This is a genomic window from Geotalea uraniireducens Rf4 (assembly GCF_000016745.1).
Taxonomy (GTDB): domain Bacteria; phylum Desulfobacterota; class Desulfuromonadia; order Geobacterales; family Geobacteraceae; genus Geotalea; species Geotalea uraniireducens.
In genome coordinates, this window is the sequence record NC_009483.1 from 1,831,314 (window position 1) to 1,848,065 (window position 16,752).

15 protein-coding genes are annotated in these 16,752 nt (G+C 50.8%); 11 read left to right on the plus strand and 4 right to left on the minus strand.

What is annotated here, in order from left to right; all coding sequences use genetic code 11:
* Positions 1–259: 259 nt before the first annotated feature.
* The 4 genes from GURA_RS08015 (at position 260) to GURA_RS08025 (ending at position 4,948) form a co-directional block, all read left to right on the plus strand.
* Positions 260–1,918 (plus strand): AMP-binding protein, encoded by a 1,659-nt coding sequence (locus GURA_RS08015; protein ID WP_011938480.1) that lies wholly within the window; start codon positions 260–262, stop codon positions 1,916–1,918.
* Positions 1,919–1,985: 67 nt separating this feature from the next.
* Complete coding sequence (locus GURA_RS24625) at positions 1,986–2,132, plus strand: hypothetical protein (RefSeq protein WP_011938481.1); 147 nt, start codon at positions 1,986–1,988, stop codon at positions 2,130–2,132.
* Positions 2,133–2,150: 18 nt separating this feature from the next.
* A complete protein-coding gene (locus tag GURA_RS08020; RefSeq protein ID WP_011938482.1) occupies positions 2,151–3,341 on the plus strand; it encodes a M24 family metallopeptidase in 1,191 nt (396 codons plus the stop codon).
* A 281-nt stretch (positions 3,342–3,622) separates the two neighbouring features.
* Positions 3,623–4,948 carry a citrate (Si)-synthase gene (locus GURA_RS08025; RefSeq protein ID WP_011938483.1) on the plus strand — a complete coding sequence of 442 codons (1,326 nt, stop codon included), beginning with the start codon at positions 3,623–3,625 and terminating at the stop codon, positions 4,946–4,948.
* A gap of 272 nt (positions 4,949–5,220) precedes the next feature.
* On the opposite strand, the gene amrA is transcribed toward GURA_RS08025, so the two are convergent.
* Positions 5,221–5,778: an AmmeMemoRadiSam system protein A gene (gene amrA / locus GURA_RS08030; RefSeq protein WP_011938484.1), complete on the minus strand. Its 558-nt coding sequence runs from the start codon at positions 5,776–5,778 to the stop codon at positions 5,221–5,223.
* A gap of 94 nt (positions 5,779–5,872) precedes the next feature.
* Here amrA and GURA_RS08035 point away from each other — a divergent pair, with 94 nt between their 5' ends.
* The 6 genes from GURA_RS08035 (at position 5,873) to GURA_RS08060 (ending at position 11,184) form a co-directional block, all read left to right on the plus strand.
* Complete coding sequence (locus tag GURA_RS08035; protein ID WP_011938485.1) at positions 5,873–7,300, plus strand: aldehyde dehydrogenase family protein; 1,428 nt, start codon at positions 5,873–5,875, stop codon at positions 7,298–7,300.
* A 191-nt stretch (positions 7,301–7,491) separates the two neighbouring features.
* On the plus strand, positions 7,492–7,686 hold the full coding sequence (locus GURA_RS08040; protein ID WP_011938486.1) for a hypothetical protein: 195 nt from the start codon (positions 7,492–7,494) through the stop codon (positions 7,684–7,686).
* 158 nt (positions 7,687–7,844) lie between these two features.
* Positions 7,845–8,258, plus strand: coding sequence for a nucleoside-diphosphate kinase (gene ndk, locus GURA_RS08045; protein ID WP_011938487.1), 414 nt, complete (start codon positions 7,845–7,847; stop codon positions 8,256–8,258).
* A gap of 62 nt (positions 8,259–8,320) precedes the next feature.
* Positions 8,321–9,352: a 23S rRNA (adenine(2503)-C(2))-methyltransferase RlmN gene (gene rlmN, locus GURA_RS08050; protein ID WP_011938488.1), complete on the plus strand. Its 1,032-nt coding sequence runs from the start codon at positions 8,321–8,323 to the stop codon at positions 9,350–9,352.
* Between the two features lie 35 nt (positions 9,353–9,387).
* Complete coding sequence (gene mtnP / locus GURA_RS08055) at positions 9,388–10,251, plus strand: S-methyl-5'-thioadenosine phosphorylase (RefSeq protein ID WP_011938489.1); 864 nt, start codon at positions 9,388–9,390, stop codon at positions 10,249–10,251.
* 33 nt (positions 10,252–10,284) lie between these two features.
* Positions 10,285–11,184, plus strand: a complete 900-nt coding sequence (locus GURA_RS08060) for an ATP-binding protein (protein ID WP_011938490.1) — start codon at positions 10,285–10,287, stop codon at positions 11,182–11,184.
* Positions 11,185–11,672: 488 nt separating this feature from the next.
* Here the strand turns inward: GURA_RS08060 and GURA_RS08065 are convergent, their stop codons facing one another.
* Positions 11,673–12,959, minus strand: coding sequence for an IS701-like element ISGur14 family transposase (locus tag GURA_RS08065; protein ID WP_011937817.1), 1,287 nt, complete (start codon positions 12,957–12,959; stop codon positions 11,673–11,675).
* Between the two features lie 714 nt (positions 12,960–13,673).
* Between GURA_RS08065 and GURA_RS08070 the strand changes: the two genes are divergently transcribed.
* Positions 13,674–14,300 (plus strand): class I SAM-dependent methyltransferase, encoded by a 627-nt coding sequence (locus GURA_RS08070; RefSeq protein ID WP_011938491.1) that lies wholly within the window; start codon positions 13,674–13,676, stop codon positions 14,298–14,300.
* A gap of 28 nt (positions 14,301–14,328) precedes the next feature.
* Here GURA_RS08070 and GURA_RS08075 read toward each other — a convergent pair whose 3' ends face one another.
* Positions 14,329–14,634 carry a hypothetical protein gene (locus tag GURA_RS08075; RefSeq protein ID WP_011938492.1) on the minus strand — a complete coding sequence of 102 codons (306 nt, stop codon included), beginning with the start codon at positions 14,632–14,634 and terminating at the stop codon, positions 14,329–14,331.
* A 390-nt stretch (positions 14,635–15,024) separates the two neighbouring features.
* Positions 15,025–16,293, minus strand: coding sequence for an OmpP1/FadL family transporter (locus GURA_RS08085; protein WP_011938494.1), 1,269 nt, complete (start codon positions 16,291–16,293; stop codon positions 15,025–15,027).
* Positions 16,294–16,752 lie beyond the last annotated feature (459 nt).

The following is a 16,752-nucleotide window of genomic DNA, read 5'->3' on the forward strand; positions in this document are numbered from 1 at the left end:
AATCTTGTCGAAATAATCAATTAAAACAATATGTTAGCGTAAATAACCGGAATGCAAGGAGAATGCTTCTGTCAAGGATTATTTACAATAATAAAATGTAACACATGGTGTAACAAAAATAAGAAAAATAAAGGAATAACACTTCGTTTTAAAACCTTGACTTGTCATAAATGCTGTGATAATTGGTAAATCCCTTTTAAATCAATGAGTTAAATTTGCATGTAAAGGCCAGATATGACGAAACTCCGGAGGATAAATTATGTCACGGCAGCTTGAATTTACTATGGGAGGTTTGTTGGATCATATTGCGCAGCAATTCCCTGATAACGAAGCCTTGATTTATGTTGAGAGGGGCCTTCGTTATTCCTATCGGGAATTCAACGAGGTCTGCCGTCAGGTGGCCAAGGGGCTGCTCAAGATGGGAATTAAAAAGGGAGATAACCTCTCAATCTGGGCCTATAACGTTCCTGAGTGGGTCATCCTCCAGTTTGCCACTGCCAAGATCGGCGCTGTACTGGTGACCGTCAACACCAGCTACAAGTCTGCGGAGCTGGAGTATATATTAAAGCAGTCCGATTCGAATACGCTGTTCCTCGTCCAGGGGTTCAAAGACACCGACTATGTGGCGACCCTTCTGGATGTGGCGCCTGAGTTGGCAACCAGCAGGCCGGGCGAGCTTCAGGCTGCAAATCTTCCCTGTTTAAAGAATGTGGTTTTTCTTGGTGAGGGGAGCCACGCCGGCATGGTTGATTTTACCGGTATCATGGAACTGGGCAAGGACGTGTCCGATGCCGAGCTGGCCGCAGTGGAATCAACCCTTGACCGCCACGACGTGATCAATATGCAGTACACATCAGGAACCACCGGTTTTCCCAAGGGTGTCATGCTGACCCACTTCAACGTCATCAATAATGGTTTCAACATCGGCGAATGCATGCGGTTCACCGACAAGGACCGCCTCTGCATCCCGGTGCCGTTCTTCCACTGCTTCGGTTGCGTGCTTGGGGTCATGGCCTGCGTTACCCACGGCTCCGCCATGGTGCCGGTGGAGATCTTCGATCCGCTCAAGGTGCTCCAGGCCATTGAAAAGGAGCGCTGTACCGCCGTACATGGCGTTCCGACCATGTTCATCGCCGAACTGGAACACCCCGAGTTTCCGAAATTCGACCTGAAAAGCTTGCGAAGCGGGATCATGGCGGGCTCCAACTGTCCGATCGAGGTGATGAAGCGGGTCATTCGCGATATGAACGCCTCGGAAATAACGATTGCCTATGGTCAGACCGAATCTTCTCCGGTAATCACCCAGACCCGCACCGATGATGCCATTGAGCTGAGGGTTGCCACGGTCGGTCGGGCGCTCCCTGACGTGGAGGTTAAGATTGTCGATATCGAGACGGGCAACGAGCTCCCCCCCGGCAAGCAGGGAGAACTGTGCACCCGCGGCTACCTGGTGATGAAAGGGTATTACAATATGCCGGAAGAAACGGCCAAGGTGATTGATGCCGACGGCTGGCTGCATACCGGCGACCTGGCGGTGATGGATGAGAATGGTTACTGCAAGATCACCGGCCGGATAAAGAACATGATTATCCGCGGCGGCGAGAACATCTATCCCCGCGAGATCGAGGAATTCCTTTACACCCTTCCGAAGGTCTCCGATGTGCAGGTCTACGGTGTTCCTGACCGCAAGTACGGCGAGCAAGTGATGGCGGCCATTGTCCTGAAGAAAGGTGTGACGATGACCGAGGAAGAGGCGCGGGAGTTCTGCCGGGGCAGGATAGCCAACTACAAGATACCGAAATATGTGAAATTCGTTGATTCCTATCCCATGACCGCATCTGGCAAGATTCAGAAATTCAAGCTGCGGGAGATGGCAATCCGCGAGTTGCAACTGGAGGATGCCGGTGAAACGGCATAACACAATTTAGATTCGCATCAGGCTGAGCCATTTAATCCTCAGCCTTTTGTTATTAAAGGAGCACGGAATGCGAGAAAAGGCGTTGGGTATCATATTTTTTCTGTTTATGGTCTGCTTTATAGCGATTATTGTTGAAGAAACCTTCCTCGGCGGGAAAAAGAAAAGAAAGCTGATCAAAGAAGCGCGGGAAAAACAAAATTCTGTGACGGATTAACCGTTTTAAGGGGGCATTATGCGTATCACACCTGCTGAGGAACTTGCGTACCGGTGCAAACGACTGCAGCATTTCATGGTTGAGGAGGGACTGGATGCGGTGATCATGCTGCAGAACGCCGATCTCTTCTATTTTACCGGCACCATACAGGCCGGCAATCTCTATGTCCCGGCTGAAGGAGAGCCGCTTTACATGGTGCGCAAGGATTTCATGCGGGCGCGGATGGAATGCGGATTGAAGGAGGTGGTGCCGTTCAGCTCCATGAAGGACCTTCCCGCACTTCTTGCCGGTTACGGCTATCCTGTGCCTGCGCGGATCGGGATGGAACTGGACGTGCTGCCGGTCAACTTTTTCGACCGTTACCAAAAGGTCTTTCCAGCAGCCCGGTTCAGTGATGCCACCCCCAGTATCCGCAAGGTGCGGATGATCAAGACCCATTATGAGATACATTTGCTTCAGGATGCTGCCAACCAGGTGGACAAGGTCAACAGCAGGGTGAAAGAGGTGGTCCGCGAGGGTATGACCGACCTTGAGCTTGCCGCAGAGCTTGAATACACTGCCAGGAGAGAGGGGCATCAGGGTCTCGTCAGGATGCGGGCTTTCAATGGAGAAATGGTTTATGCCCATGTGTTTTCCGGCCCTGATACCGCGGTTCCGGCCTACCTGGACACGCCTCTCGGCGGTATGGGGCTGAATCCCAGCTTCGGCCAGGGGGCCGGATACAATAGAATAGAAAGAAATGAACCGATTATTGTCGATTTTGCTGGCAGTTTTGATGGCTATCTGGTGGATCAGACACGGATATTTGCCATTGGCGGGTTGTCCGATAAGCTGAAGAAAGGTTATGAGGACATGTTGAAGATCCAGGAACGGATGATGGCGCTTGCACCCGAGAGGCCGACCTGGGGGCGGATTTACGAGGAATGCCTGGACCTGGCAGTGGAGCTTGGCTATGCGGAAAGCTTCATGGGCCGCAGGGGGGCGCAGGTTTCTTTCATCGGCCACGGCCTTGGTATCGAGATTGATGAATATCCGTTTCTGGCGAAGGGGTTCAATGACATGACCCTGGAACCGGGAATGGTCTTTGCCTTCGAGCCGAAGGTGGTGTTTCCCGGCGAGGGAGCAATCGGCATCGAAAACACCTTTTACCTCACCGAAAGCGGTCTGAAGCAGCTTACCTTTTCCGACCAGAAATTAATAATTTTATAAAATATCTTAACATAAATTTTTTGTTGAATTTAATATGACAGGATGGTATAAGTTACGCAAATTTTGTATACAGTATATTTTAGAATTATAGTCTAACGTTTTATGTGTCTATCCTCCCGCTGTTTTTCGTTTGCATCGTTCACCTTGTATATATTTAAGTCGTACCATGTCTAGGCGTTATCAATCGGTGTAGGAAAGGAGGGAGTTGGTTAGGTCTTTTTGGCTTGTAATGCATTTCATTTTTATTAATCACCCCAACAGACAAAAGGAGAACAAACACCATGGCACTTAAGGAAACCCTGAAGCAGAAGATTGAGGCACATCGTCCCCGCACTACCCGACTCGTGAAGGAATTCGGCAAGGTCATCATCGACCAGGTAACCATCGACCAATGCATCGGCGGCGCCCGCGACATCCGCAGCCTTGTTACCGACATCTCCTACCTGGATCCCCAGGAAGGGATACGCTTCCGCGGCAAGACCATCCCCGAGACGTTTGCCGCCCTGCCAAAGGCTGACGGCTCCAAGTATCCGACCGTCGAGTCCTTCTGGTACTTCCTCCTGACCGGCGATGTTCCGACCCAGGCTCAGGTGGATGAAGTCGTGGCCGAGTGGAAAACGCGTCAGGAAGTTCCCCAGTACGTGTTTGACGCGATCCGCGCCCTGCCTCGTGAAAGCCATCCGATGGTTATGCTTTCCGTCGGTATCCTGGCCCTGCAGAAAGATTCCAAGTTCGCCGGTTTCTACAATTCGGGCAAGTTCAACAAGATGACTGCCTGGGAATCAGTATACGAAGATGCCAGCGATATCGTTGCTCGCATCCCCATCATCGCTGCTTTCATCTACAACCTGAAGTTCAGGGGCGACAAGCAGATCGCTATCGATCCGAAACTGGACATGGGCGCCAACTTCGCCCACATGATCGGCCAGAGTGAAGAGTACAAGGACGTTGCCCGTATGTACTTCATCCTGCACTCCGACCACGAGTCCGGAAACGTTTCAGCCCACACCACTCATCTGGTGCACTCCGCCCTTTCCGACCCCTACTATGCGTACTCAGCCGGTCTGAACGGTCTGGCAGGTCCGCTGCACGGTCTTGCCAATCAGGAAGTTCTCGACTGGACCATGAAGTTCCAGGAGAAGTACTGCAAAGGCGTCGAGCCCACTAAAGAACTCGTCACCAAGGCACTGTGGGATACCCTCAATGCCGGTCAGGTTATTCCGGGTTACGGCCACGCCGTTCTTCGCAAGACCGATCCGCGCTACATGTCACAGCGTGAGTTCTGCCTCAACACCCCCGGCCTCAAGGACGATCCGCTCTTCAAACTGGTTGCCATGATCTTTGAAGTTGCTCCGGGCGTCCTCACCGAGCACGGCAAAACCAAAAACCCTTGGCCGAACGTTGATGCCCAGTCCGGCGTCATCCAGTGGTACTACGGCCTCAAAGAGTGGGACTTCTACACCGTCCTGTTCGGCGTCGGCCGCGCACTGGGCTGCATGGCCAACATCACTTGGGACCGCGGCCTCGGCTACGCTATCGAGCGTCCCAAGTCCGTTACCACCGATATGCTGGAGAAGTGGGCGGAAGAAGGCGGCCGCAAGTTCTAGAAATGTTGTCGGGGCGCACAAATGTGCGCACCCTTATCAAGTATAAAAAAGGGAGACGCTTTTAGCGTCTCCCTTTTTTGTAACGACAAGCCTTCAACCCTAGACAGAAACGGCAGTTGGACACTGTTTGTTTTTTATACCACGTAGGGGCGACAGCACGGCTTCATCGTGCTTCGCCCTTGTTCGCAACGCCACCAAAGGCGGGCGAAGCAGGTAAAGCGTTAGCTTCGCCCCTCCAATCAAAAACGGTATATCAGGAAATTCTATGTCCCTTAGCTATGAGCTTTTTCGCAGAATACTTCGGCACTGAAGATATAGATGTCGGTCCCTTCCTTCCAGTCTTCCGGTTTTAGCCCGGCTTTAATGCAGGTCTGGCAGAGAAAGGTTTCCCTGTCCCATCCGAATTCGACTGCTACCTGGGGGAGCAGGACGCCGCGGGAAAAATTTTTCTCAATATACAATCCATGCGTCCCTACTTCAATCTCTTCGATTGAGGAAATCTTTTGCAAGGGGGAAAGGACTGAAATCTCCATGTCGAAATTTTCCAGGTCTTGCTCTTTCATCGGATAGAATCGGGGATCCCGCGTAGCAGCAGAAACCGCCATTTCCTGTACCAGTTTATAAAGCGGTTTCTCTGACGTAAAATTGCCGATGCAGCCGCGCAGCGTTCCGTTAACTTTTATGCTGACAAAGCAACCCTGATGGGATTGAAGGTTTTCATCGGTTACCTCCTTTTTTTTGGGGATAACTTCACGCACACAGTTGATGATGGCCTCTCTTGCTAGTTTCAGGAGTTGATTTTTTTCTCTGGCAGTCAGTTTGTTGTTCACGATGAGGTCCTTGTTATCGGTTGATAATTGTGCGCTAATGTAATATATTCAGCAAATATTTTCAAGGGTTAAGCGTATCCGTAAGGAGGATTATATGGCCAGGCGTTACAGAATGCTTATTGGTGGAGAATGGTCAGGCGACGACCGAACTGGGATTGAGGTGATTAACCCCTACGATGATTCTTTGATAGGTATAGTGCCTGAGGCAACTGCAGAAGATGTGGAGGCGGCCATTGTTTCTGCACGGAAGGGATTTGACGAAATCTCAGCCATGCCCGCCTATAAAAGATCCGAAATACTTGAAAGAGCTTCCGAGTTTATTATGCGGGATAAGGAGGAGATTGCCGGTATCATCGCCAGGGAGGCGGGTAAATCATGGAAATACGCTCTTGCCGAGGCGGAGCGGAGTGCCGAGACCTTTAAATTTGCAGCCATAGAGGCAAGGGCGAGCCATGGTGAGATCGTGCCGATGGATGCTTCGCCGGTTTCCGCAGGGAGATTCGGTTTTTATCTCCGCAACCCGATCGGAATCATTGGTGCCATAACCCCTTTCAATTTCCCACTGAACCTGGTGGCGCACAAACTTGCCCCTGCTATTGCCACAGGAAACGCAGTGGTTCTGAAACCGGCAACCAAGACCCCGCTTACTTCTCTCAAGCTGGCAGAACTGCTCATGGAAGCGGGGCTCCCTGCCGGTGCGCTTAATGTTATAATAGGCAGCGGTGCCACTGTGGGCAACCGGCTGGTTGAAGATGAACGGCTGGCAATGATTACTTTTACCGGCAGTCCGCCGGTGGGGAGAGGGATCAAGTCCCGGAGCGGATTAAAGCGGGTGACGCTGGAACTAGGTTCCAATTCGCCGACCATCATCGAGGAGGACGGCGATGTGGACAAAGCGGTCTCCCGCTGCGTTATCGGGAGTTTTGCCAATTCAGGCCAGGTATGCATCTCGGTGCAGCGGATTTTCGTCCACCAGAGTCGCTATGAGGAATTCATCGCCAAGTTTGTCGAGGCCACCCGATCCCTCAAGGTAGGCGATCCTTTCGACAAAACCTGTGATATCGGTCCGATGATCTCGCGAAAGGAGCTGGAACGGGCCGTTTCCTGGCTGGAAGAGGCAAAAAAACTGGGTGCCGTGATTGCCGTTGGCGGCAATGTTGTGGGGAACTGTCTGGAGCCGACCGTGCTGACCAGCGTTACCCGCGACATGCAGGTTATGTGTTCCGAGGTTTTTGCCCCCATCGTTTCGGTCCTTCCCTATAAGACCTTTGATGAGGCTTTGGAAATGGCCGATGATTCGATCTATGGTTTACAAGCCGGGATTTATACAAGCGACATAAACAAGGCGTTTAAAGCTGTAAAAAGGCTCGATGTGGGTGGGGTTATCATTAATGATGTTCCTACATTCCGAGTCGATCATATGCCTTATGGCGGCAACAAGGAAAGCGGACTCGGACGTGAGGGAGTACGCTACGCAATGGAAGAAATGACGAATATTAAAATGGTTTGTATAAATTTGTGAACGAGTCGATCAACATGAATGGTATAATCCGTGCTCATGTTGACTGGGTGCGGTGGTAAAAATATTTTTTGTTAAAATAATCTTGACTTTTCATTTTTTAATAGTATATTTGCGCTTTGTTGTGACTGAAAAAAAACCATGCGCTTTGCGCAACAGATGGTAATCAAAAAAGAAAAGAGGTGATATCGTCAATGAAAAAACTGATCTCTTTAGCATTGTGCTTGGCTCTGGCTCTGGCTTTCGCCGCTGGCTGCAAGAAGAAAGAAGAAGCTCCGGCTCCTGCTGCTGAGCAGGCTGCTCCTGCTGCTCCGGTTCAGGCTCCTATGACTGCCAAGTCTGCTCCTGCTGCTCCTGAAGCTCCTGCTGCTCCTGCTGAGAAAAAATAATTTCCCAGGATTAGTGGACAGTCTGGAACGAAATGGCCTACAGAATATATTCTGTAGGCTATTTTTATGCTATCGCGAGAATCTCATTGACATTTGCCGGGGTAAATGGTATTTGAGACGGTCTATTGATATAAATAGCTAAAATTGTGGAGGAAAGTATGGAAAGAACATTTGCGATCATTAAGCCCGATGCCGTGGAAAGAAACATTACCGGCAAAGTCCTCGATAAAATTGAAGGCGCAGGGTTTAAAATTGTCGGCATGAAGAAGATTCACCTGACCAAGAATGAAGCTGAAGGGTTCTATTACGTACACAAGGAACGCCCGTTTTTCAATGATCTTTGTACCTTCATGTCAAGGAATCCGGTAGTTGTGCTTGCATTGGAAAAAGAGAACGCCATTGCAGCATGGCGTGAGCTTATGGGCGCCACAAACCCTGCCAATGCCGAAGCCGGCACGATCAGGAAAGATTTCGGCGTCAGCATCGAGGAGAATACGGTTCATGGTTCCGATTCCCCGGAATCCGCTGCCTTTGAAATTCCCTACTTCTTCAGCCAGTTGGAACTAGTGTAATTCGAAATTAATAAAAGCAAGGAAAAGAGCCCTTCCATGAAGGGCTTTTTTATATCTGTGATATGGAAAAAGTGGACATAAAAAACTTTACGCTGCAAGAGCTTGAAGCGTATATAGCGGGGCAAGGGAAGGAACGCTTTCGCGCGAAGCAGATTTTCAAATGGCTCTATCAGCAGGATGCCAGAGAGTTTGCGGACATGACCAACCTTTCCAAGGATTTCCGGCAGGAGCTGGAAAAGACCGCCTGGATCAGCAATCTGGACGCGGAGGCTGTTGAGGCTTCCGCTGACGGGACGAAAAAGTATCTGTTTCGTCTCGCAGACGGCAACGCGGTCGAATCCGTGCTCATTCCCGATGAGGACCGCACCACCCTCTGTATTTCCAGCCAGGTCGGTTGTGCCATGGGATGCGAATTCTGCCTGACCGGTACATTCAAGCTGACCAGGAACCTGACCACTGCCGAGATCGTCAATCAGGTCTGTGCGGTCAAGCGACAGGAGCCGGTGCGCAACATCGTTTTCATGGGGATGGGGGAACCGCTCGCCAACCTGAAGAACGTGGTCGGCGCCCTGAAGATACTTACCGACCCAGACGGTTTTCAGTTCTCGACCCGCAAGGTAACGGTTTCAACATCCGGTCTCGTGCCGGAGATGGCGGAACTGGGCGCTTCTGTCACGGTCAACCTGGCCGTCTCCCTGAATGCGACCACCGACGAGGTGAGAGACCGGATCATGCCGATTAACCGCCGCTATCCGCTCAAGGAGCTTTTGGCCGCGTGTAAGGCCTTCCCGCTCCCGTCGCGACGCTGGATAACCATTGAATACGTTATGATCAGGGGGGTGAACGATTCCCTCGATGACGCCAAACGGCTGGTACGGCTGATCAGCAATATTCCGTCCAAAGTGAACCTGATTCCGTTTAACGAGCATGATGGCTGTACCTTTCAGGCACCCACCCAAGACTCCATCGATAAATTTCACAAATTTCTTCTCGATAAACATGTTACGGTCATCACCCGCTCCAGCCGCGGCAGCGACATATCGGCAGCCTGCGGACAGTTGAAGGGACGGCTGGACAAGGCGGTGAAAGATTAAAACTTACTTGGATACGAAATGAAGGAGGGCACTACATGAGCGAACAGGTAATCGGCATAATCGGCGGCAGTGGACTGTATGAACTGGATGGCCTTACCGACGTGAAAAGCGTAGCGGTGACGACACCATTTGGTGAGCCGTCCGACGAATTTATCACCGGGGTGCTGGACGGAGTCAGGATGGTATTTCTTCCCCGCCACGGCAAGGGGCATCGGCTGCTGCCGTCGGAAGTCAACTACCGGGCCAATATTTACGGCATGAAGAAGCTCGGGGTGAACCGCCTCATTTCCGTCTCAGCTGTGGGTAGCATGAAAGAGGAAATCGTTCCCGGTCATATCGTCATACCCGACCAGTTTATCGACCGCACCAACGCCAGCCGTGCCAATACATTCTTCGGCAACGGCATCGTTGCCCATGTCCAGTTTGCCGATCCGGTCTGCGCGGAACTGTCTGATATTCTTTTTGCCGCTGCCCAGGCTGCCGGTGCAACGGCCCACAAGGGAGGGACCTATATCTGCATGGAGGGGCCGGCATTTTCCACCAGGGCTGAGTCGATCATGTACCGCTCGTTCGGCGTCTCCGTTATCGGCATGACCAACATCCCGGAAGCAAAGCTGGCCAGGGAATCGGAAATCTGTTACGGTGTCATCGCCCTGGCCACCGATTACGACTGCTGGCACGAGTCCCATGAAGATGTGTCGATAGATGCGATAATCGACACTATCAAGAAGAATGTCGCTATGGCAAAGACGATCATCAAAAATGCCGTCGGCCTCATAAGCGGTGAAAGGGCTTGCCCTTGTTCGTCCGCCATGCAGTATGCCGTTATCACCGAAAAGTCGATTATCCCCGACGAGGTGAAGAAGAACCTCGATATTATTATCGGCAAATACCTGTAATCCCACGGACTTTCATTTATCTCCGGAGGAACGATGAACTTGGAACCGGAATTAACCGAACAGCTTAAGCGGGTACTCAGCTCTTTGGAGCTGCTGCTGCCCAAACCGACAGCAAAGATAGACTGGGCAGTGTGTCATGCGGCCAACTGGCGGCGACACTCGTTTTCCGGGTATCTGGAGTCGATCCCGAGTATTGAAGGAATCTGTCTGGATGACCTGCTCGGTATCGATAAACAGAAGTGGGATGTAGAGGAAAACACCCGCCAGTTCCTGGCCGGCCTGCCTGCCAACAACATCCTTTTGTGGGGGACGCGCGGCACCGGCAAATCTTCGCTGGTACGGGCCATGCTCCATAGTTATGCGCCCGAGGGATTGCGGGTCATCCAGGTGGACAAGGACGACCTGGTGCACCTGCCCGATATCGTTGATGAAGTGAAGGACCAGCCGTACAAATACATTATCTTTTCCGACGATGTTTCCTTCGAAGTGGGTGAATCGAGCTACAAAATGTTGAAGAGCGCGCTGGATGGCTCTGTCTACGCACCGCCGGATAATGTGATTATATATGTAACCTCAAACCGGCGGCACCTTATTCCCGAGTATGAAAGCGACAACCGAGGCGCAATGATGGTAGAAGGGGAGATCCACCACGGCGAGTCGGTGGAAGAAAAGATCTCTCTCTCCGGCCGTTTCGGCATCTGGGTCGCGTTCCACCCCTTCAGCCAGGACCAGTATCTTGAGGTGGTTAAACAGTGGGTTGGCAAGCTTTGTCAGAAAAAAGGCGCTGAGCTTGAGTGGACTAAAGAAGCGCAGGATGAGGCTATTCTCTGGTCGCAGAAAAAAGGTGACCGTAGTGGCCGCATTGCTTACCAGTTTGCCAGTAGCTGGGTGGGGCGGAAGCTCCTGGCAACAACAAAACCGGTAGGTGCGTAAATCGTTATACTTTTCAGGTAGGGCAAATAAATTCATACTCTTAAGGTATTTTGAGGGGCGTCCGTTGTCAGCGGACGCCCCTTTTTCATTCTAGGAGCCTGTCGGACTTAGGAATGAATCTACTGCGAGAATGGCAAATCGGTCAATATTTTCGGAAATTTTCGACGAATAGGTCCACTATTAGCTCTCAAATTTCCGGAAATCTGCCCTCGATTTTCCATCCTCTCGCTACGATCCCCTAAGTCCGACAGACTCCTTGGCTCGAAAATCTGCAAGACTGTCATAAATGGAACATTATGCGATTTGAATTAATACTACTCCGACACATATAGTTCTTTAACATTTCAATATTCGCACCAGAAGCTTTGCAATCTGATGCCTGATGTCAGGCAAGGACGGCATGCCTTTGAGTCGTTGCCTCCGCCTCCATCGCTCAGAGGAACGAAGAGAACAGCAACGATGGCGCCACTTTTCCAGGTGTTTGGTTTTCAGAACAAAGCGTCGTTGGCCAGTGTCGATTTTTTCTGAATCCAGTTGCTCCGCGCTGTCGCACTCTTCTGTTTTTTTTGCTGCAAACGCAACAGTGTCAGATAGCCATATGCCAGGGACGTCAGGAGCACATGTCGATGCCATCCGCTCCATGAGCGCCCTTCATGGTGATCAAGGCCAAGCTCTTCCTTTAGCTGTTGATAGCCATGCTCTATCCAATAACGTTCATGGTAGAGGCGGGCAAGGTCAATCGTTGCCAGATGCTGCGGCATATTGCTGAAGAAATAGCGAAGCTCGTATCCACCCAGGTTCAGGGGGCGGCGCTCTATCAGGAGCCAGACTTGTTCATGATGATTGCCCTGCCGCCATCCGTGAGCCGGCCACACTCTCATTGAGACGGCCTCTGCAACAAGTGGCTTGTCCTTGGAATTGAGCCTCAATTCTAGCCGTTGCCATGCATCATCGGCAATGCTTTCGCCCAGTACCGACAGCTTGACCGGTTCGGGGTTTGTGGAGACTACCTTAGGGCGAGTTCGTGGACGCCCTCGCTTATGCTCTTTGACTGGCGCAATTTCAAAGACCGGCTCCTCAAGAAATACCGGGGTGTTGGAGTAAGCTCCCAGGATGTAATTTTCACTGCGGGACTCAAGCTCCTTGCGAAACTCCGGAATGTTGCCATACCAGCTGTCAGCAAGGACTGCACGATGGGGAACATTGTCTTTTCGGGCCAGGTCAACAAAATCAAGTGCCATGCGCCATTTTGACTTATGGTGCACTGACTCCGGCATGTGAGCCTTTTTACGCTTTGCGGTGCAATCATCATTTTGCTGATCCCAGGATTCCGGGACGAACAGTTCCATGGCATATGGCCAGGCGACATCTCTGCCGACATACGTCATGCTTACGCCAATCTGACAGTTGTCAGTCTTGCCTGATGCACCGCAGTATTGCCGGGCAACACATACACTGTCGTACCCTTTCTTAGGGAACCCGGTATCATCAAGAACCAGGATCCCCTGCGGGTCGGAAGTGACGTCAAGCATGGAACGGCGGAATTGCTCAGCAACAAGTTGATCGTCCCATTTGGCAGTCGAAAGGAGGCGCTGCATACTTCGTTCAGATGCGTTTACCTTCTCTGACATGGGTTCAACTGACTTGCGCTCACCGTCCATGAGCAGGCCGGCCAAGTAACATTCTGCCAGTTCACGGCTCTCTGACCGATGGAAATAGCCATAATAGGGAGCCATATATTCTTCGATGCCGGGGAAAACGATCTCTGTTGTCATTCGCAGAGATTATCACATGAAACAGATTATATCAAGCTATGTGTCGGAGTAGTATTAATATTGATCACAAAATCAATAGCTTGAGATTGTATGTATAAATTCAGCATGTTACTGCACATTGACTTTTCACTGTTAAAGATTAATATAATCTTATGACCAGTCGGTGAAAGGAGGTAACCTTTGCCGGATTAAGATCAAGGTTGCCGGTAAGCTTCCATCATTGGCGAGTAGGAAAACCTGGCGATATGAAGGATGAAAGGACACCTCCAGATTAATTTCAGGGGGGATTGATGAAACTGATAGACCGATTCTCGTTTCTTTTGACTTCTAGCGGGTTTCTCCCGATCTCTTCGCCACATCCGAAGAACCGATCCGCTGCGAGGCACCCAGCGCAAAACGACTGGAAGACAATGAAAATAGAACAAACTTTTTTATGTCTTAACTGTGACGAAGTCTTCCACGAAGATTTCAAGCAATGTCCGGGTTGTGCTTCAACCAACATTGTTCCACTAGCTAAATTTTTGCCGCCTCTTAAATTCAACAGGATACTGATAAGAACATTTCCAATTCAACAAGCAACACTGACTGCCGCTCTTGCCAAGTTAGCATGTAGAAGCGATGTTGAATAACTGAGAAATATTTGATTGCCGCCTGGTTTCGCCATACAAATCAGACAGCGCTTTATTGGGAACCAATTTAGTCGGAGACTGAAAGATGTCAAACCCGAAGCCAGTTGGTGACTTGTTGTACGGCCGGATCACCTTTTGTAAAGAATTTCTGAAACACCCTCGACAGATCGGGTCGATCATACCAAGCTCTTGCTTCCTTAAACGCCGCATTGTTGATATCGCCGGGATCTGTTCGGCCAAGACCATCGTGGAGCTTGGTCCCGGAAGTGGGGGCACGACTCAGGCAATACTGCGTGCAGCACCATCGTATGCCAGGCTCCTCAGCATCGAAGTCAATCCTCATTTACATTCCTTGGTATGCAGCATCGAGGACAATCGACTCATCGCGCATCTCGGTGACTGCCACGGGTTAAAGGAAATACTTTCGATGTATCGGCTCGGCGCCCCGGAAGTAATAATTTCCGGTATTCCATTTTCCACCATGAGCAACATCTCAGGAACTCAAATTATTGAGGAGATCTCTACAGTGCTTGCCCCAGGGGGACGTTTCGTGGCGTACCAGGTGAGTAATCGGGTTGCCAAGCTATGTCGGCCCTTTCTCGGAAAGGAGAAGATGGAGGTAGAACTCTTCAATATACCGCCGATGCGAGTTTATTGGTGGGAAAAGCACGATGCCTGCCCATCGGATAAGGGTTCTTCCCCGTTTCCCTGACGCAGATATCGGGCATGCCCGGCATGTCTCATTTCCCAAATGACTTCATGAATTCCTTCAACAGGAGGGGAGCGTTTGATTTGATCGTGCCGCTCATGAAATCCCGCAGGCCTGGCGTATATCCCTCGTTCCAGATCTTCAGGAAAAACTGTTCGCTTGTCTTGCAGACGCAGTCGACATTTTCCTCTGTCTTTCCGTTGCTGACGGAGCAGGTCTCCGCATCGAGGATGATGGTCTTCTTGACGTCTTCTATGGAAAAATAGAAGGATGTCTTACGCGAGAATCCCCCTTTTATGTAAAGAGGGGAAAGCGTGGCAAAAATATCGTTTATCATTGTCTTTCTCCGCTAATCGGTTATTTGCTCGTTCTTGACAAAGTTTGTTCGCGCATCAAGTATTTAAGCGCTGCCCGCATGATCTCCGATGCACTTTTCCGACTCTTTTGCATTACCTCTTCAAGAAACTGCTGCTCCTGATCACTGATTCTCATAGAGATTACGTTGTATCGTGGATTTTCACGCATCCTGCCCATTGTTTCCCTCAAACCATAAAATATCAACGATTTCTGCATTTCCGATTTGACCGAAAAGTGAGGCCGGCGCCTTGCCTTGCGGCGTATTGGCGCCGGCCCGCGACGGTTCTGAATTCCCTAACCCCGATGAACGGGATAAGTCCCTTCACGAAAAATTCTTCGCAAAAAACATGCAAATAATTTTTCTAAGGGACTAAAACTTGGTGGTGATGCTTACCCCGAACAGGTGAGCATCGCTCTTGTACTCGCCGGTCTGTTTCGCATTGGAGACGGTGCGGTCGACGAAATGCACGAACATGTAGCCCATGTCAAACGCAGCATAGTCATTATGCAGCCCCAGGCCAAAGGTGATGTTATGGCGGTCGGCGTCGGGGAGTTCGGGGCCGATGGTCGCGTCGGGGGTGGGGCTTATGTCGTAGGCATAACCTGCGCGCAGGTCGAGGCTTTTGGTAGCGGCAAACTGGGTCCCGAAGCGGTAGGCCCAGACGTCCTCCCAATTTTTGGCTTCACTTGTGCTCAGAGGCGCAAGCTTGCCGCCAAAACTCGGAGCAAACTTATCGTAGGAACTCCAGCCCGTCCGCTCTGCATCGAATTCCAGGGTAAGACTCTCGATCGGTTTCCAGGCTACGGCGAGCGTCAGGACGTCCGGCAGGGTAATATCGAGTTTTGCAGTACCTCTCGTCGTCCCGGGGCCTGTAATTGCTGCGCCTGCTGTTGTGGCGGCAAAGTTTGCATCACCTTCCAGCTTTAGTTTGACCTGGCTCCGGTAAGCGGCGCCAAAGGTGAGTTGCCGGAGAGGTTTCCACTGCGCGCCAACGTTATATCCCAGCCCCACGGCCGTGGCATCAACGCCCATGTTGCCCAGTGCCGTATATGGCCCGGAAGGCGGTGGAAATGGAGAGTAGGCGACCTTCTGCAAAGAGGCCATGGCGTAGGTGATGTCCAGGCCCGCGGCGAGAGCCAGCTTCAGGGCGTCGAAACGGTAGGCCAGGGTCGGCTGGAAGTTGATCGGCTTAATTTCGATTTCCTGGATACTGTCCCGAAAGTTGCCACCGGCGTCCCATCGCTTGGCCAAGGGGAAGAAAGAGTTGACCCCCAGGCCGAAGGAAAGGGGGACCGATTCCAGCGAAGTAGTAACGTAAAAGGTGGGCGCGATGAAGATGTCACGGTTGGCTTTTTCGGTGACCGTCGTGCTCCCGCTGAGCCTTGTCGTGCCGGTGAACTCGGTTTGCGGTACGAGGACGGTGGTTGACCCGACCTGGACCTGGCTCCCCTTCAGAAATGCGATACCTGCCGGGTTGAACGCCAAGGCAGATGGGTCGTCGGCCTGTGCGGCGAAGGCGTTGGCCATGGACATGCTTTTGGCCCCCTGGTCGCTGATCCGGAATCCTGCGCCAAATGATGGGGCCGTCATTCCCAGAATGGCTCCTGCAACGATGGTACACGTCAGTTTCTTGTTCATGTCGAATCTCCTTTCCCTGTGTGTTGCGTTAAAACTGCTTCGATACATCTGCCAATATAAATTTGTAAAACACGATTATAAATAAACTATTATAACCTTAACGTCGATGTCAAGTATAAAATATAACATGGTTTCGGAAAAAGTAAATTGCAAGCAATTAACTGCGATTCGCATGAAGGTTTTTAGTGTGATTATTATATGCGGTGGTGGCGTAAGGCAAAAAATTATTAAAATTGGATGGTTATGGGTGTATATGGTATGATTGGGTTGGTCCGGAAGGTGGCAAAAGTTAAAACATGATTATATTGTAAAATTAAAATTTGAATTTTGGGCGGGAATAGCCTGGATATTTTTCTGCTCAACGCTGCAAAAAACTTCCCCATGCCGCATGGAACACAGATTAACCGGAAGTAGAATCGAAAAACAAATACGCAAAAATGAAAAGATATTTTACTTGAC

What these genes read in the sequence shown, in the direction of transcription:
- ndk (WP_011938487.1), top strand. Translation starts at nt 7,845, where the DNA reads ATGGAAAGAACATTTGCGATCATTAAGCCCGATGCCGTGGAAAGAAAC.
- GURA_RS08025 (WP_011938483.1), top strand. Translation starts at nt 3,623, where the DNA reads ATGGCACTTAAGGAAACCCTGAAGCAGAAGATTGAGGCACATCGTCCC.
- GURA_RS24625 (WP_011938481.1), top strand. Translation starts at nt 1,986, where the DNA reads ATGCGAGAAAAGGCGTTGGGTATCATATTTTTTCTGTTTATGGTCTGC.
- GURA_RS08040 (WP_011938486.1), top strand. Translation starts at nt 7,492, where the DNA reads ATGAAAAAACTGATCTCTTTAGCATTGTGCTTGGCTCTGGCTCTGGCT.
- GURA_RS08065 (WP_011937817.1), bottom strand. Translation starts at nt 12,959, where the DNA reads ATGACAACAGAGATCGTTTTCCCCGGCATCGAAGAATATATGGCTCCC.
- GURA_RS08060 (WP_011938490.1), top strand. Translation starts at nt 10,285, where the DNA reads ATGAACTTGGAACCGGAATTAACCGAACAGCTTAAGCGGGTACTCAGC.
- GURA_RS08070 (WP_011938491.1), top strand. Translation starts at nt 13,674, where the DNA reads ATGTCAAACCCGAAGCCAGTTGGTGACTTGTTGTACGGCCGGATCACC.
- GURA_RS08035 (WP_011938485.1), top strand. Translation starts at nt 5,873, where the DNA reads ATGGCCAGGCGTTACAGAATGCTTATTGGTGGAGAATGGTCAGGCGAC.
- GURA_RS08015 (WP_011938480.1), top strand. Translation starts at nt 260, where the DNA reads ATGTCACGGCAGCTTGAATTTACTATGGGAGGTTTGTTGGATCATATT.
- mtnP (WP_011938489.1), top strand. Translation starts at nt 9,388, where the DNA reads ATGAGCGAACAGGTAATCGGCATAATCGGCGGCAGTGGACTGTATGAA.
- GURA_RS08085 (WP_011938494.1), bottom strand. Translation starts at nt 16,293, where the DNA reads ATGAACAAGAAACTGACGTGTACCATCGTTGCAGGAGCCATTCTGGGA.
- rlmN (WP_011938488.1), top strand. Translation starts at nt 8,321, where the DNA reads ATGGAAAAAGTGGACATAAAAAACTTTACGCTGCAAGAGCTTGAAGCG.
- GURA_RS08075 (WP_011938492.1), bottom strand. Translation starts at nt 14,634, where the DNA reads ATGATAAACGATATTTTTGCCACGCTTTCCCCTCTTTACATAAAAGGG.
- GURA_RS08020 (WP_011938482.1), top strand. Translation starts at nt 2,151, where the DNA reads ATGCGTATCACACCTGCTGAGGAACTTGCGTACCGGTGCAAACGACTG.